Origin of the sequence: Microbacterium sp. JB110, from assembly GCF_003335195.1 — a bacterium.
Taxonomy (GTDB): Bacteria; Actinomycetota; Actinomycetes; order Actinomycetales; family Microbacteriaceae; genus Microbacterium.
Window position 1 is genome coordinate 531,413 of record NZ_QPGM01000002.1, and the last position, 14,657, is coordinate 546,069.

The 14,657-nt window shown below is 67.2% G+C and carries 12 protein-coding genes; 11 read left to right on the forward strand and 1 reads right to left on the reverse strand.

The window, feature by feature from the left end; genetic code table 11:
* The first annotated feature begins 395 nt into the window (after nucleotides 1–395).
* The 5 genes from CIK77_RS06020 (at nucleotide 396) to CIK77_RS06040 (ending at nucleotide 6,612) form a co-directional block, all read left to right on the forward strand.
* Nucleotides 396–2,192, forward strand: a complete 1,797-nt coding sequence (locus CIK77_RS06020; protein ID WP_087053625.1) for an acetolactate synthase large subunit — start codon at nucleotides 396–398, stop codon at nucleotides 2,190–2,192.
* Nucleotides 2,193–2,196: 4 nt separating this feature from the next.
* Nucleotides 2,197–2,709, forward strand: coding sequence for an acetolactate synthase small subunit (gene ilvN / locus CIK77_RS06025; RefSeq protein WP_087053626.1), 513 nt, complete (start codon nucleotides 2,197–2,199; stop codon nucleotides 2,707–2,709).
* 89 nt (nucleotides 2,710–2,798) lie between these two features.
* Complete coding sequence (ilvC, locus tag CIK77_RS06030) at nucleotides 2,799–3,824, forward strand: ketol-acid reductoisomerase (protein ID WP_087053627.1); 1,026 nt, start codon at nucleotides 2,799–2,801, stop codon at nucleotides 3,822–3,824.
* 528 nt (nucleotides 3,825–4,352) lie between these two features.
* Nucleotides 4,353–6,251, forward strand: coding sequence for a DEAD/DEAH box helicase (locus CIK77_RS06035; RefSeq protein WP_114347215.1), 1,899 nt, complete (start codon nucleotides 4,353–4,355; stop codon nucleotides 6,249–6,251).
* 4 nt (nucleotides 6,252–6,255) lie between these two features.
* A complete protein-coding gene (locus CIK77_RS06040) occupies nucleotides 6,256–6,612 on the forward strand; it encodes a TraR/DksA family transcriptional regulator (RefSeq protein WP_087053629.1) in 357 nt (118 codons plus the stop codon).
* Nucleotides 6,613–6,619: 7 nt separating this feature from the next.
* Here the strand turns inward: CIK77_RS06040 and CIK77_RS06045 are convergent, their stop codons facing one another.
* Complete coding sequence (locus CIK77_RS06045) at nucleotides 6,620–6,973, reverse strand: DUF488 domain-containing protein (protein ID WP_087053630.1); 354 nt, start codon at nucleotides 6,971–6,973, stop codon at nucleotides 6,620–6,622.
* Between the two features lie 264 nt (nucleotides 6,974–7,237).
* On the opposite strand from CIK77_RS06045, the gene rpsA reads away from it, so the two are divergent.
* The 6 genes from rpsA to CIK77_RS06075 all read left to right on the forward strand — a co-directional run bounded on the left by rpsA (nucleotide 7,238) and on the right by CIK77_RS06075 (nucleotide 14,598).
* The gene (rpsA, locus tag CIK77_RS06050) at nucleotides 7,238–8,707 is read left to right on the forward strand and encodes a 30S ribosomal protein S1 (protein ID WP_087053631.1); all 1,470 of its coding nucleotides are present in this window, start codon (nucleotides 7,238–7,240) and stop codon (nucleotides 8,705–8,707) included.
* A 245-nt stretch (nucleotides 8,708–8,952) separates the two neighbouring features.
* Nucleotides 8,953–9,942, forward strand: coding sequence for a phosphate/phosphite/phosphonate ABC transporter substrate-binding protein (gene phnD / locus CIK77_RS06055; protein WP_170934015.1), 990 nt, complete (start codon nucleotides 8,953–8,955; stop codon nucleotides 9,940–9,942).
* Nucleotides 9,943–9,964: 22 nt separating this feature from the next.
* Nucleotides 9,965–10,759 (forward strand): phosphonate ABC transporter ATP-binding protein, encoded by a 795-nt coding sequence (gene phnC / locus CIK77_RS06060; protein WP_087053633.1) that lies wholly within the window; start codon nucleotides 9,965–9,967, stop codon nucleotides 10,757–10,759.
* A gap of 1 nt (nucleotide 10,760) precedes the next feature.
* Entirely contained in the window at nucleotides 10,761–12,392 is a 1,632-nt protein-coding gene (gene phnE, locus CIK77_RS06065; RefSeq protein WP_170934016.1) for a phosphonate ABC transporter, permease protein PhnE, read from the forward strand.
* Entirely contained in the window at nucleotides 12,392–13,645 is a 1,254-nt protein-coding gene (locus CIK77_RS06070; protein WP_087053635.1) for a cytochrome P450, read from the forward strand. The genes phnE and CIK77_RS06070 overlap by 1 nt, the downstream gene beginning before the upstream one ends.
* 23 nt (nucleotides 13,646–13,668) lie before the next feature.
* Nucleotides 13,669–14,598 carry a PaaX family transcriptional regulator gene (locus CIK77_RS06075; protein ID WP_087053636.1) on the forward strand — a complete coding sequence of 310 codons (930 nt, stop codon included), beginning with the start codon at nucleotides 13,669–13,671 and terminating at the stop codon, nucleotides 14,596–14,598.
* The last annotated feature ends 59 nt before the right edge of the window (nucleotides 14,599–14,657 follow it).

Here is a 14,657-nt window from a genome sequence, read left to right on the forward strand (position 1 = left end):
GCGTGGAACGGCGCGGGGCGGGAACACTGCTCCGGATGCACTAAGCTGGGGGAACGGCCGATTCCCTGGCGGCACAACTTGCTCGGGCGGCCGGATTGCATCCGGAGCGGAAGCCTCCGCTTCACGGATGCGCGATGGTGATCTGATCAGGGTCGATATCGCGGCTCGCGCTCCCGACTCACGCGTCGGCGAAGCAGGGCTCGAATCTCGGTGCTCCGCGACGGGGCGCCAGCCCCCGCGCTTCATGCGCACCGCTCAGGCGAAGCTCCTCATGCTCGTCCGCTCCGCTTCGGAGTGCGCGATGACCGGCTGATCCGCACCGCTCGAATCACGCCGAACGTCGTGGTTCCGCAGCGGCCAGCAGACAGCTACGCAATCAGATCTAGGAAAGCCACATGTCATCTGACACCGCTCCGGCCGTTCCCCGGCCTCCCGCACGCAGTTCCGCCCAGGCGCCCGTGCTCACGGGTGCAGAGGCCGTCGTCCGTTCGCTCGAGCTGCTCGGCGCGGACGACGTCTTCGGCCTGCCAGGCGGCGCAATCCTTCCCGCATACGACGCGCTGATGAGCGCGAACTCGCTCAATCACATCCTGGTTCGCCACGAGCAGGGCGCAGGCCACGCAGCCGAGGGGTACGCCTCGGCGAGCGGCAAGGTCGGCGTCGCGATCGCGACGTCAGGCCCCGGAGCGACCAACCTCGTCACCGCGATCGCCGACGCGCACATGGACTCCGTGCCGCTGGTCGCGATCACGGGTCAGGTCTTCTCGACGCTGATGGGGACCGACGCGTTCCAGGAGGCCGACATCGTCGGCATCACGATGCCGGTCACCAAGCACTCGTTCCTGGTGAAGAAGGCAGAAGACATTCCAGGCGCGATCGCCGCAGCGTTCGAGATCGCTTCCACCGGCCGCCCCGGCCCCGTCCTCGTCGACATCACGAAGGACGCCCAGCAGAACGAGGCGCCGTTCGTGTGGCCCCCGCGCTACGACCTGCCAGGATACCGACCGGTGACCAAGGCGCACGGCAAGCAGATCCAGGCAGCGGCGCAGATGCTCTCGGAGGCCAAGAAGCCGGTGCTCTACGTGGGCGGCGGCGTGATCCGTGCCCGCGCGGCTGAGGAGCTGAAGGCGCTCGCTGAGACGAGCGGCGCCCCCGTCGTGACCACGCTGATGGCCCGCGGTGCGTTCCCGGATTCGCATGAGCAGCACCTCGGCATGCCCGGTATGCACGGTGCGGTTCCGGCGGTGCTGGCGCTGCAGGAGGCGGATGTGCTCGTGGCACTCGGCGCTCGCTTCGACGACCGTGTGACGGGCAAGGCGAACCTGTTCGCCCCCGACGCGAAGGTCGTGCATGTCGACATCGACCCCGCTGAGATCTCGAAGATCCGCGCGGCGGATGTGCCGATCGTGGGTGACCTCAAAGAGGTCCTCGTCGACCTCGACGCCGCACTGCGCGGCGCGGAGGCGCCGGAGATCGACGAGTGGTGGGCGTACCTGAGCGGCCTGCGGGATCAGTACCCGCTCGGTTTCTCGCCGACGACGGACGGCCTGCTCGCCCCGCAGCAGGTGATTCAGCGCATCGGTGAGCTGACGGGGCCGGAGGGCGTGTTCGTCGCCGGCGTCGGCCAGCACCAGATGTGGACCGCGCAGTTCATCAAGTACGAGCGCCCCAATTCGTTCCTGAACTCGGGCGGCGCCGGCACGATGGGGTACTCGGTCCCCGCCGCGATGGGCGCGAAGGTCGCACAGCCGGAGCGCGACGTGTGGGCGATCGACGGCGACGGCTGCTTCCAGATGACCAACCAGGAGCTCGCCACATGCGTGCTCAACGACATTCCGATCAAGGTCGCGGTCATCAACAACTCCTCGCTCGGCATGGTGCGCCAGTGGCAGACGCTGTTCTACGACGGCCGCTATTCGAACACCGATCTGAACACCGGGCACGACACCCGACGCGTCCCCGACTTCGTCAAGCTGGCCGAGGCGTACGGCTGCCTCGCGATCCGCGTGGAGAAGGAGGAGGAGATCGATGACGCGATCAAGCTCGCTCTGGAGACCAACGACCGGCCCGTCGTGATCGACTTCGTCGTGAGCGCCGACGCCATGGTGTGGCCGATGGTTCCGCAGGGCGTCTCCAATAGCTACGTCCAGTACGCGCGCGAACACGCGCCGGCATTCGATGAGGAGGTCTGATCCCATGTCGACTCACGTGCTGAGCCTCCTCGTCGAGGACACACCCGGTCTGCTCACCCGCGTCGCCGGGCTGTTCGCTCGCCGAGGCTTCAACATCAACTCCCTCGCCGTGGGCGTCACGGAGATTCCGGGCCTGTCGCGGATCACCGTGGTGGTCGACGTCGACGACTTCCCGCTCGAGCAGGTGACCAAGCAGCTCAACAAGCTCATCAACGTGCTCAAGATCGTCGAGCTCGAACAGGATCAGTCGGTGCGGCGCGAGCACATGCTCGTGAAGGTGCGCGCCGACAACCAGTCGCGCTCGAACGTGATCGAGGTCGTCAACCTGTTCCGCGCGCGCATCGTCGACTACGCCTCTGACGCGCTCGTGATAGAGGTAACCGGCGACCAGGGCAAGGTCCAGGCCTTCCTCAAGGCCGTCGAGCCGTTCGGCATCAAAGAGCTGGCGCAGTCGGGCCTGCTCGCCCTCGGGCGCGGAAGCAAGTCGATCACCGAGCGCGTGCGCTCCGTCGGCTGAGACATCCCGAAACCTACGAACCAGGGGAGGGCATCCTGATGCCCTCCCGCACGATCCTCCAGACCGAAGTCACAAACACAAGGAGAACAATGGCTGAGATCCTGTACGACGCAGACGCCGACCTCTCGCTGATCCAGAGCAAGAAGGTGGCGATCGTCGGCTATGGCTCGCAGGGCCACGCCCACGCACAGAACCTGCGCGATTCCGGCGTCGAGGTCGTCATCGCGCTCAAGGACGGCTCCAAGTCGACCCAGAAGGCCACAGACGACGGCTTCGAGGTCAAGTCGGTCGCCGACGCCACGGCGTGGGCCGACGTCATCATGATCCTCGCGCCGGACCAGCACCAGCGCTCGATCTACACCGACGGCATCGCACCGAACCTGTCGGCTGGCAAGGCGCTCGCCTTCGCCCACGGCTTCAACATCCGCTTCGACCTGATCCAGGCACCGAGCGACGTCGACGTCATCCTGATCGCGCCCAAGGCCCCCGGTCACACGGTGCGCCGCGAGTTCGTCGCCGGCCGCGGCATCCCCGACATCATCGGTGTCGAGAACGATGCCTCAGGCAAGGCGTGGGATCTCGCGCTGTCGTATGCGGCGGCGATCGGCGGAACGCGCGCCGGCGTCATCAAGACGAGCTTCACCGAGGAGACCGAGACCGATCTGTTCGGCGAGCAGGCCGTGCTCTGCGGCGGCACGAGCCACCTGGTGCAGACCGGGTTCGAGGTGCTGACCGAGGCCGGCTACCAGCCCGAGATCGCATACTTCGAGGTGCTGCACGAGCTCAAGCTGATCGTCGACCTGATGTGGGAGGGCGGCATCGCCAAGCAGCGCTGGTCGATCTCCGACACGGCTGAGTTCGGCGACTACGTCTCGGGCCCGCGCATCATCGACGCCGGCACGAAGGAGCGGATGCAGGGGGTCCTCGCTGACATCCAGTCCGGGGCATTCGCGAAGCGCTTCATCGACGACCAGGACGCGGGTGCCCCCGAGTTCAACGCACTGCGCGAGAAGGAGGAGGGCCACCCGATCGAGAAGACCGGCAAGGACCTCCGCGCTCTCTTTTCCTGGCAGGGCGGCGACGACGACTATGTCGAGGGAACCGCTGCGCGGTAACCCTCGACATAGTCGTCGGGACGACGCAGTGCTGTCTGCTCGCTCCGCTCGCGGCGGCGCAGTCGCGCCGCGGGTCGAGGGAACCGCTGCGCGGTAACCCTCGACATAGTCGTCGGGACGACGCAGTGCTGTCTGCTCGCTCCGCTCGCGGCGGCGCAGTCGCGCCGCGGGTCGAGGGAACCGCTGCGCGGTAACCCCCGACACATAGTCGTCGGGACGACGCAGTGCTGTCTGCTCGCTCTGCTCGCGGCGGCGCAGTCGCGCTGCGGGTCGAGGGAACCGCTGCGCGGTAACTCTCACGGCAATGGCCCCGCACCCACAAGGTGCGGGGCCATTGCCGTGCCCGCGCCCCGCTGCCGAGATGCGCACACATCGTCGAGATGCGCCGCCTTTTACGTCTTTTCGGACGAAAAGTGCGCATCTCGCGAGCCGATATCCGGATGAGCAGTGCGAGTCAAATGGGGTCAGACACGCCGCTGATCGGGCCAGGAAGCGGCAGAATCGGGCCGATCGCAATACCGTTGGGGTATGGCATCAACTGATTCGACCGACAACCCCCCTGAGGCTCCGGTCGAGACGACCCCGACTTTCACCGACCTCGGGCTCGGCGATGCCGTACTCCGCGCACTGAAGGATGTCGGCTACGAGACTCCGTCGGCCATTCAGGCGCAGACCATTCCACTGCTGCTCGGCGGCCGCGACGTGCTCGGCGTCGCCCAGACCGGAACGGGCAAGACGGCGGCGTTCGCGCTGCCGATCCTCGATCAGATCGACACCAGGCCCAAGACGCCGCAGGCGCTGGTGCTCGCGCCGACCCGCGAGCTGGCTCTGCAGGTGTGCGAGGCGTTCGAGAAGTACGCCGCGCGTGTCAAGGGCGTGCACGTGCTGCCGGTGTACGGCGGGCAGGGCTACGGCACGCAGCTGTCGGCGCTGCGGCGCGGCGTCAACATCGTCGTCGGTACTCCCGGCCGCATCATGGACCACCTCGACAAGGGCACGCTCGACCTGTCGGATCTGAAGTTCCTCGTGCTCGACGAGGCGGACGAGATGCTCAAGATGGGCTTCGCCGAGGACGTCGAGACGATCCTCGCCGAGACGCCGGCGACCAAACAGGTCGCGCTGTTCTCAGCGACGATGCCCGCGCAGATCCGGCGCATCTCGCAGAAGCACCTGAACGATCCGGCCGAGGTGACCGTCAAGGGGCGCACCACGACGTCCGCGAACATCACCCAGCGCTACCTCATGGTGTCGTACCCGCAGAAGGTCGACGCACTCACGCGGATCCTCGAGGTCGAGAACTTCGACGGCATGATCGTGTTCGTGCGCACCAAGAGCGAAACCGAGACGCTCGCGGAGAAGCTCCGCGCCCGCGGGTACACGGCTGCGGCGATCAGCGGCGACATCGCCCAGGCGCAGCGAGAGCGCACCGTCGACCAGCTCAAGTCGGGCAAGCTCGACATCCTCGTCGCCACGGATGTCGCAGCGCGCGGTCTCGACGTCGACCGCATCACGCACGTGGTGAACTACGACATCCCGATCGACACAGAGTCGTACGTGCACCGTGTCGGGCGTACGGGCAGGGCAGGGCGCTCCGGCGCGGCGATCAGCTTCGTCACGCCGCGCGAGCGCAGGCTCGTCTCAGCCATCGAACGCGCGACGCGTCAGCCGCTGACCGAGATGCACATCCCTACGGCCGAGGACGTCAACGTCACCCGCCTGAGCCGCTTCGACGACGCCATCACGACGGCGCTCGCCGACGGGGAGCGACTCTCCGAGTTCCGTGACATCGTCGCCCACTACGTCTCGCATCACGACGTGCTCGAATCCGACGTCGCCGCGGCGCTCGCGTTGGTGTCGCAGGGGGATACGCCGCTGCTGCTGCCGCCCGACCCGCCCAAGCGCGAGCGCCCCGCGCGAGCGCAGCGCGAGGACCGCGGGCCGCGGGAATCGCGCGGCAGTGCGAACCTCACGCCGTACCGCATCGAGGTCGGTCGCCGCCAGCGCGTCGAGCCGCGTCAGATCGTCGGCGCTCTCGCGAACGAGGGCGGCCTGCGCCGCGACGACTTCGGGCGCATCGACATCCGGCCCGACTTCTCCATCGTCGAGCTGCCAGCCGAACTGCCGCGCGACGTGTACGACAAGCTTGCGCAGACGCGCATCTCGGGCCAGCTGATCGAACTGAAGGCCGATTCGCGTCCGTTCCGCAGCACCGGAGGGCCTCGCGGGGGCGGCAAGCCAGCGGGCCGCGGAGACCGCGACGATCGGCGCGGTTTCCGCAACGATCGGGACGACGGCGCGGCGCGGCGACGGCGCCGGAAGCCGCGGCGGACGCAAGCCGCGGCACTGAGCCGTCGGCCGCGCGCTGACCGCGGATCGTCGGTCGGCCGCGCGCGGTCCTTGAATCTGCGCGGAATGCGACTACGGTGACGTCATGAACGAGAAGACGGCTTCCGAGTTGCGCGCGCTGCTCGTGGCGCGGCGCGAGGCCGTGCTCGAGCGCGAGCGCGAGCGGGTCGGTGACGAGACGATGGCCATCGTGGCTGACGCGCGCAGCTTCGCCACGGCGGACGACGAACACGATCCGGAGGGCGGAACCCTCTCGGAGGAGTGGTCGCGCGCGGCAGGGCTCGAGGCAGAGGCGAAGCGCGAACTCGACGACATCGAGCGTGCGATCACGAAGCTCGACGCCGGCGAGTACGGCACCTGCGAGTCGTGCGGCAGACGCATCGCCGTCGGGCGGCTGCGCATTCGTCCGATGGCCGCGCGCTGCATCGACTGCGCCGTGTAGCGCGGTCTCACGCCGTCCGTACAAGATAGTCCCGCAGAACCGCGGCGTGGTTGATGCGCGGGTCGCGGGCGGCATAGACGAGCGTCACGACCGGATGGGCGCCGATGAGAGCCCGGATGTCGGCGACGGCGTCGTTGGCATCGAGTTCCGCCGTGTACCGTGCGGCGAAGTCATCGAGCCGAGCAGGATCGTGGTTCCACCAGGTGCGCAGTGCGGGTGACGGTGCGATGTCCTTCATCCACTCCTCGAGCTGTGCACGTTCCTTCGAGACCCCGCGCGGCCAGAGCCGATCGACGAGCACACGGCATCCGTCATCCGGTGCCGGTTTCTCGTATGCGCGTTTGATCCGCAACTCGCCCATGGTGAGGCCGATCGTACCCGGGCCGGATCGCTGGTCGGAAGAGCAGGTCTCGTCGCATCTCGACGCCTCGCGAAGGGCGTCGGGAACCTGTTAGCATGGGGTGTCACGCGTGTGCGTGCGCATCGGCGTGTTCACCGGTCGCTCGCCCGCGGGGCACAGCACAACCCAACCATCGCCTCGGTTCATCCGTGGTTGAGTGCGCCGGGACGCCGACGCTCCGCCGAACCGAAGCCCGAGTAACAAACCCTTAAGGCAAACCACTACATGACTAACGAAACGACCGCCACGGCCACCAAGCAGGTCGCGATCAACGACATCGGCTCTGCTGAGGACTTCCTGGCCGCGGTCGAGAAGACTCTCAAGTTCTTCAACGACGGCGACATCATCGACGGCACGATCGTCAAGATCGACCGCGACGAGGTGCTCCTCGACGTGGGGTACAAGACTGAGGGCGTCATCCCCTCGCGCGAGCTCTCGATCAAGCACGACGTCGACCCCAACGAGGTCGTCGAGGTCGGCGACAACGTCGAGGCCCTGGTTCTCCAGAAGGAGGACAAGGAAGGCCGTCTGATCCTGTCGAAGAAGCGTGCGCAGTACGAGCGCGCGTGGGGCGACGTGGAGAAGATCAAGGAGAACGACGGCGTCGTCACCGGCACCGTCATCGAGGTCGTCAAGGGCGGCCTCATCGTCGACATCGGACTCCGCGGCTTCCTTCCGGCTTCGCTCATCGAGCTGCGTCGCGTTCGCGACCTCACGCCGTACCTCGGCCAGGAGATCGAGGCGAAGATCCTCGAGCTCGACAAGAACCGCAACAACGTCGTGCTCTCGCGCCGCGCCCTCCTCGAGGAGACGCAGTCGGCCACGCGTGCGCAGTTCCTCAATGGTCTGCACAAGGGCCAGGTCCGCAAGGGCACCGTCTCGTCGATCGTCAACTTCGGTGCGTTCGTCGACCTCGGTGGCGTCGACGGTCTCGTGCACGTCTCCGAGCTCAGCTGGAAGCACATCGAGCACGCCAGCGAGGTCGTCGAGGTGGGCCAGGAGGTCACCGTCGAGGTTCTCGACGTCGACCTCGACCGCGAGCGCGTCTCCCTGTCGCTGAAGGCGACGCAGGAGGACCCGTGGCAGGTCTTCGCCCGCACGCACGCCATCGGCCAGATCACGCCGGGCAAGGTCACCAAGCTCGTTCCGTTCGGTGCGTTCGTTCGCGTCGCAGACGGCATCGAGGGCCTCGTGCACATCTCGGAGCTGTCGGACAAGCACGTCGAGCTCGCTGAGCAGGTCGTGTCGGTCGGTGAAGAGGTCTTCGTCCGCGTCATCGACATCGATCTCGACCGCCGTCGCATCTCGCTCTCGCTCAAGCAGGCGAACGAGATGGTCGACCCGAACGGCACCGAGTTCGACCCGGCGCTGTACGGCATGTCCACCGAGTACGACGAGAACGGCGAGTACAAGTACCCCGAGGGCTTCGACCCGGAGACGAACCAGTGGCTCGAGGGCCACGACGAGGCTCGTCAGGCATGGGAGAACGAGTACTCCGCTGCTCAGGCTCGTTGGGAAGCGCACAAGGCGCAGGTCACCAAGGCACTCGAGGCCGAGGCGACTGCCAGCCAGGACTTCGGCGGCGAGCCCGCCGCGTCCTCGGACCAGCCGTACACGGCTGACGCCAACGGTGCAGGCACGCTTGCTGACGACGAGGCACTCGCCGCTCTGCGCGAGAAGCTCGCCGGCTCCTAAGCGATCCGCACACAGGAACGGGTCGGTCCCTTCGGGGGCCGGCCCGTTCTGTGTGTTCTGGTGCGAAAAGTGATTGACAATCTCAATGGAATCGCTAGGCTGAGGATGCTCGTGGCAGGAAACAGTGTGATCGACTGAGCAATAGGCCACAGATAACTGTTCACCAGAGCAGAAACACGTTGTCATCAAGGATGGTGGCAGCACATCAGGACCCGGACAACGTCGCCCGAACAGAAAGTCCACCCATGAGAAAAGCAATCACCGCTCTCGCCTCGCTCTCGGCCGCGGCTCTGCTGCTGACAGCCTGCGGTGCCAGTCCGAATGCGCAGCCTGACGCAGGCGACGACGAGTCGCCGTCGCAGCTCGTATTCGCCGTCGTCCCCACGGACAACAGCGAGGAGCTGGAGGCTTCGTTCGCGCCGATCGTCGCCGCGATCGAACAGGAGACGGGCATACCGACCACGATCGAGCCCGTGAGCAGCAACGCCGGCGTCATCGAGGCGCAGGTGGCCGAGCGCGTCGACATCGCCGTGTACGGTGCGTTCTCGTACTACCTCGCAGAAGACGTCGCGGACGTCACGCCGATCGCAATGGACCAGCTCACGCCGGAGAGCGGCTCAGGAGCCGTATCCTCGGTCGGCGTGGTCGCGGCCGGATCTGACATTCAGGATGTCTCGGACGTCACAGACAAGAGCGTCTGCTTCACTGACCCGGCATCGACGACCGGCTACCTCGCGCCCGCCGCAGGCCTGATCGATGCGGGCATCGACCCGGAGAACGACATCACCGCGATCAATGCGGGCTCGCACGACGTCGCCGTCACGCAGATGCTTGCAGGCGACTGCGATGTCGCGTTCGTCGCGGAGACGTTCATCACCGACCTGCTGCCCGCTCGCGGCGTGATCGAGGACGGCGACACCGAGACGATCTGGACGTCGGATCCGATTCCCGGGACGCCGTTCGTCATCGGCGACTGGCTGACCGACGACCTCGCAGCGACGATCACCGAGACGGTCACCTCGACCTACGATGCCGTGACTGCGGCAGAGGCAGGCCTCTGCGATGGCGATGAGCGTGATGCCCCCGAGAGCTGGGGCGACGAGCACGCCGGCGCGACGGCGTGCGAGTGGGGCGGCACAGGCGCCTTCGCCTTCGAACCAGCGGAGGACAGCGACTTCGACGTGATCGGGGAGATCTGCGACGCCACGGGCGCCGAGGTCTGCCGCAGCGAGTGACGGGGAAGCGAACGTGGCAGTCATGGCGCAGCGGAGCAGCCCCGTACATTCCGACGACGTGCAGGATCCGAGAAGTCTGGACATCCGCGGTCTGAGCATGGGATTCGGTGACAAATCGGTGCTGCGGGACATCGATCTCGCCGTCCGGCCCGGGGAGTTCGTCGCTCTCGTCGGTCCCTCCGGAGCGGGAAAGTCCACGCTGCTCCGCCTGATCAACGGCAGCCACCGGCCCACGGGCGGGGCGGTATCCGTACTCGGCACGGACCCGGCGCGATGCTCTCGCTCTCAGCTGCGTGCCCTCCGTGCCCGCGTCGGCTTCGTTTTCCAGCAGTTCGGCCTGGTCGGGAGGCTCAGCGCCCTCGAGAACGTGCTCATGGGGGCGCTCGGCTCCCTTCGGATGCCGCGCTACGGCGCGGGCAGCTATCCGCGCCCGCTACGTGAGAGAGCACTGCAGAACCTGGAGCGCGTCGGCCTCGCCGAGGAACGGTTCCAGCGCTGCGACACGCTGTCCGGCGGTCAGCAGCAGCGCGTCGCGATCGCGCGCACCCTGATGCAGGACGCCGAGCTCGTTCTCGCCGACGAACCCGTCGCATCCCTCGATCCGAATGCGAGCGTGTCCGTGTTGGAGACGCTGCGCAAACTCAGCGCGGAAGACGGTTTCACGGTCATCTGCTCTCTGCACCAGGTCGATCTGGCGCTGCGCGTCTCCGACAGGGTGGTCGCCGTGCGCGACGGCGGCCTGATCCTCGATGCGGCGACGAACGAGACGTCCGAGGAACAGATCCGCGCCGTCTACGGCGACACCGGGGAGAACTGAGATGACGTCCGTCCTCGAACGGGATCGGATGCCGATCGAGAAGACACGGAAGCGGTCCTCGCCAGGGAAGGCGGCACTCCTCGTTCCCGCGGCGTACATCGCCGTTGCAGCCTTCGGCGTGTGGTGGATCGATATCCGTCCCGCCGCGCTGGTCGCCGGCTTCGGTGACCTGGCGAACCTCGTGAAGCGCATGGTGCCGCCGACAACCGGTGATACCGGATCCCTGTTGGCGCTCGCGCTCGAAACGCTGTGGATCGCGATCGCCGGCACCGGCCTCGCGGCCATCGTATCCGTTGCACTGGCCGCGGCGGCCTCGCGCCGATTCGTCGGGCCGCGGGCGGTGCAGCTCGCTGCGCGCGCGATCATCGTCGTCACTCGTTCCGTGCCGTCTCTCGTGTTCGCGATCATCTTCGTGCGCATCTTCGGCTTGGGCCCGCTCGCCGGTGTGATCGCAATCGCGCTCCACTCGGTCGGGATGATCGGGAAGATGATGGCCGACGTGTTCGAAGAGCAGGAGCAGGCGCCGCACGACGCGGTCGCCGCCGTGGGCGCGAGTCGTGCGCAGAACTTCGTCGCCACGACGCTGAGCCGTGCGCTGCCGGCCGCGACATCGCTCGTGCTCTACCGGCTCGACATCAACATCCGCGCCTCGGCGGTGCTCGGGCTGGTCGGAGCCGGCGGCATCGGCGTCGCGCTGCAGACCGCCATCGGGTCTCTGAACTACCAGCGTGCGGCCGGCATCATCTGTGTGATCGTTGTGATGCTTCTCGTTCTCGAAGCCGTCTCCTACGCGGCTCAACGAGCGGTCGCCGAGCATGCCGACGTCGGCACCGAGGCGCAGCTCTATGCCATCCGCTCCGACCGGGCGAAGCTCGGCTGGAACCGCGGCCGAATCATGCGCACGGTCGGCGCGCTCGTCGCCGCGGTGCTGTTCCTCGCCTCGCTGTCGCAGCTGTCCTTCTCACCGGATCGCGTGCTCAGAGCCTGGGACACCGCGCTCGCGCTGATGGCGGGCTTCGTGCCGCCGGTGTTCACGGGGAGCGTGTTCGTCGGCATCTTCGAGAGCGTCATCATGGCGATCACCGCCACCACGGCCGGCGTGATCTTCGGTCTCGTCATCGCCGTTCTCTCCACGCGCCATCTGATCCGGTTCGAGCCGCTCTCACTGCTGTTGCGCGGTGCGATCGTGCTCATGCGCGGCGTTCCCGACATCATCTACGCGCTCGTATTCGTTGCGGCACTCGGGCTCGGACCATTCGCCGGATTCCTTGCGCTGTCGATCTCCTGCACGGCACTTGCCGCCAAGTTCTTCACGGATTCTCTGGCGAAGGTCGACCCCGCGCCCCTCCGTGCGCTCGAGGCGACCGGCGCCAACAGGCTTCAGGTGTTCGTCAGCGGCGTGTGGCCGCAGTTCGTCCCCGCCTTCATCAGCAACAGTCTGTTCACGTCCGATCTCGCACTGCGCGAGTCGGCCGTGCTCGGCATCGTCGGCGCCGGCGGCATCGGCTTCCTGCTCGACGAATCCGTCGCGACGCTCGACTACCAGGTCACCGCGGGGATCATCATCGGGCTGATCGTCGTCGTGGTCGCACTGGAGTCGACGGCCAGGTGGGCCAGGAAGAGGGTGATCTGATGGGCGCATGTCCGTATGGATACGACGGTGCGGATGCACGGACCCGTGCGGAGCGCGGCACCGAATGGGCGCCGGAGCGCGATGAGTCCTTCGGCAGCGCACACGCTCAGTACGCGCAGCTGCGCGCCGAGAATCCGTTCCCGTGGAGCGAAGAGTACGGCGGCTTCTGGGCGGCGACGACCTACGACGACGTGGCACGCATCACACAGGATGACGACGGCTTCATCACGTCGGTGCAGAACGTGGTGCCGCATGTGCCGCGCTCCTCGCGGCGGCCGCCGCTGCACTTCGACCCGCCTGAGCACACCGCCTACCGCAGGGCGATCGATCCGGTGCTGCGTCGGTCCGTCGTGCGCGAGCACGAGGCCGCATTCCGTGCCACCGCCGCCGAACTCGTCGATCGCATGCTCGACACGGATGATCCGGATGCGGTGAGGGACTTCGCGGCGCCTTTCGTCGTCGAGTGCTTCGCCGTGTTCCTGGGTGTTCCCGCCGAACGCACGCGGCACATCCGGGAGATCGGTGTGCGGTACTCGTTTGCGATTCAGGACATGGATGACGAGGTGATCGCCGAGTGCAGCGCCGAGCTGTATCGGATCGCCGAGAGCGTGTATCGCGACAGGATCTCGGCGGCTGCTCACCCCGATCGCGACCTCGTGGCGGGTCTGGCAGCGGCCGCGGATGATCCGGAGAACCACATCACGGAGCAGACAGCCATCGCCACCATCCGGCAGATGATCGTCGCAGGCATGGGGGCTCCGCAGGCATCGCTGGGGAGCGCGATCGTGCATCTCGCCCGCGACCAGGGGCTGCAGCAGCATCTGCGCCTTCACCCCGAGGACCTGCCGGCGGCGATCGAGGAGCTGCTTCGGCTGCACGCGCCCTACCGCGTCTTCGCTCGCACCGCCAAGCACGATGTCGAGGTGAACGGTCGACTGGTGCGCGAAGGGGAGCCGATCGCGCTGGTGTTCCCCTCGGCGAATCGGGATCCGGAGGTCTTCGATGCGCCGGACGAGTTCGTGCTCCGCCGCAAGGGGAACTCTCATCTTGCGTTCGGCAAGGGAGCGCACAAGTGCCCGGCCGCGACGATGGGCCGGATGGAGCTGCTTATCGCGTTGCAGGTCCTGCTTGAGCGCACGACGTCGTTCGAACCGGCGGGCGAGGTCGTGATGATGAACTGGCTCGAATACGGTCCGCGGTCGGTTCCGGTGCGACTGACACCATCGAAGGGCGCGGCTGAGGCCGAGGCGTGACGCCGTGGTGGCAGGATCGAGGCATGACGTCCGTTCAGCTCCTGCCGCGCTTCCAACAGGGGCCGCGGTCGCAGCAGCTTCTGACGGTGCTGCTGGGCGACTACTGGTTCGCGCGCGACGAGCCGATTCCGTCTGCCGCTCTCGTGGAGCTGCTCGGCGTGTTCGGGGTGACGGCGAGCGGTGCGCGAGCGGCCATTCAGCGTCTTGCGCACCGCGGGTTCCTGCGGAGCGTGAAGGAGGGGAGAAGCACCAGCTACGGCGTCTCGCCGATGAGCCGCCAGCAGGTGAACGCCCACGTGATGTCGCTGTTCTCCGACGCTCACCTGCACGGATGGGACGGCACCTGGACGCTGGTCGCCTACTCCCTGCCGGACGACGAGCAGGGAATGCGGCGGATGCTGCGCGAACAGCTGCGTCGGCATCGGTTCGGGAACCTCTACGACGCGCTCTGGGCGCGCCCAGGGGAGCACATCGAAGAGCTGCGCGGTGTGCGCGGCGAGATCATCGGTCTGAGACCAGAGCATCTCACGGTCTTCACTGGTGCACGGCTTCCCGACTCGATCAGCCTGCGCGCCGTGCGCACGGCCTACGACCTCGACGATCTCGCTGCGGGTTACCGTGCCTTCTCGGCGAGCTGGCGTCCGCTCGCCGACCGTCTGCGCAACGGCGATCAGACGCCAGGCGACAGCGAAGAAGAGGACCTCCGTGTGCGGACGTCGATCATGACCGAGTGGCGTCTGCTGCGCCGCAGCGATCCACGGCTGCCGATGGAGCTGCTCGGAGCGGATTTCCCCTCCCACGAGGCCAGACAGGTGTGCTCGGCGGTCTACGACAGCCTCGGCGGGCGGGCACAATCGGTCGTGCGCCGCATCCTGGCCTCTCACGACAGCCTGCTCGCGCAGCACGTCGACTACCACACGTTCGCAGCATCGGACGCGCTGCTGAACGCCTGACCAGAAGCACCCACACACCGGCACCGCAGGGCTGCGGCTGCCGGAACTCGGCGGCGCGC